This is a genomic window from Sphingobium sp. LMA1-1-1.1 (assembly GCF_040676365.1).
Taxonomy (GTDB): domain Bacteria; phylum Pseudomonadota; class Alphaproteobacteria; order Sphingomonadales; family Sphingomonadaceae; genus Sphingobium.
Window position 1 is genome coordinate 1 of sequence record NZ_JBEGHS010000030.1, and the last position, 694, is coordinate 694.

Here is a 694-nt window from a genome sequence, read left to right on the forward strand (position 1 = left end):
CTGAGGTATGTGGCGAGGGCGCACCCAGGGAGCCATGCCGGCGAGCACGTCATCACGATCGACGAGGTGATGCTTGAGTGCGGCGGCCACGTGGACGGCCACCAGCAGGATACCGCTCCAGCCGAGCAGCTCGTGCGCATTCATGGAGACGTCGGCCACGACTGCGCGCCGCGCCTCGGACAAGCTAGCGACGAATCCGATGTGCGGCCATTCGAACTGGTTGAACCACAGCGTCGGGATTGCGAAGGCCGCTCCCATCGCGCGGTTCCAGCCGGCCGACACGTAGATCCAGCCGCTCAGCGGCAGCCCAACTATCAGTACATAGAGGAGGACGTGGGAGAGGCGAGCGCCCCACCTCTCCCAACGCGGCATCTCCTGGGGACGCGGCGGTGCCCGATGCAACAGGCGCCACACGACACGGATGACGCTCAAGACGAGGATCGTCAGTCCGACCGACTTATGCACCTGGTAAGCCTCGAACGCGTTCGCCTGGGTCTCGGGTTCGTTGATCGCACGGGTCATCCACCAGGCGAGCGGATACATGGCGATGATGAGGACCGCGATCGACCAGTGAAGCGCGATCGATACCAGGCCATAGCGGTGTTGCGCGCACGGCATTGACTATCCCTTCATCGATCGGGAGTGAATTTCGCGGCTGAGCGGTCCCATACCCGCTTTCGCCCAATCCATCCGG

The 694-nt window shown here is 64.0% G+C and carries 1 protein-coding gene; it reads right to left on the minus strand.

The genetic code is table 11. The annotated features are described in order from the left end of the window. The coding region (locus tag MRBLMA1_RS14050) for a cytochrome b (RefSeq protein ID WP_363737457.1) at positions 1-618 on the minus strand (618 nt) is incomplete at its 3' end. Positions 619-694 lie beyond the last annotated feature (76 nt).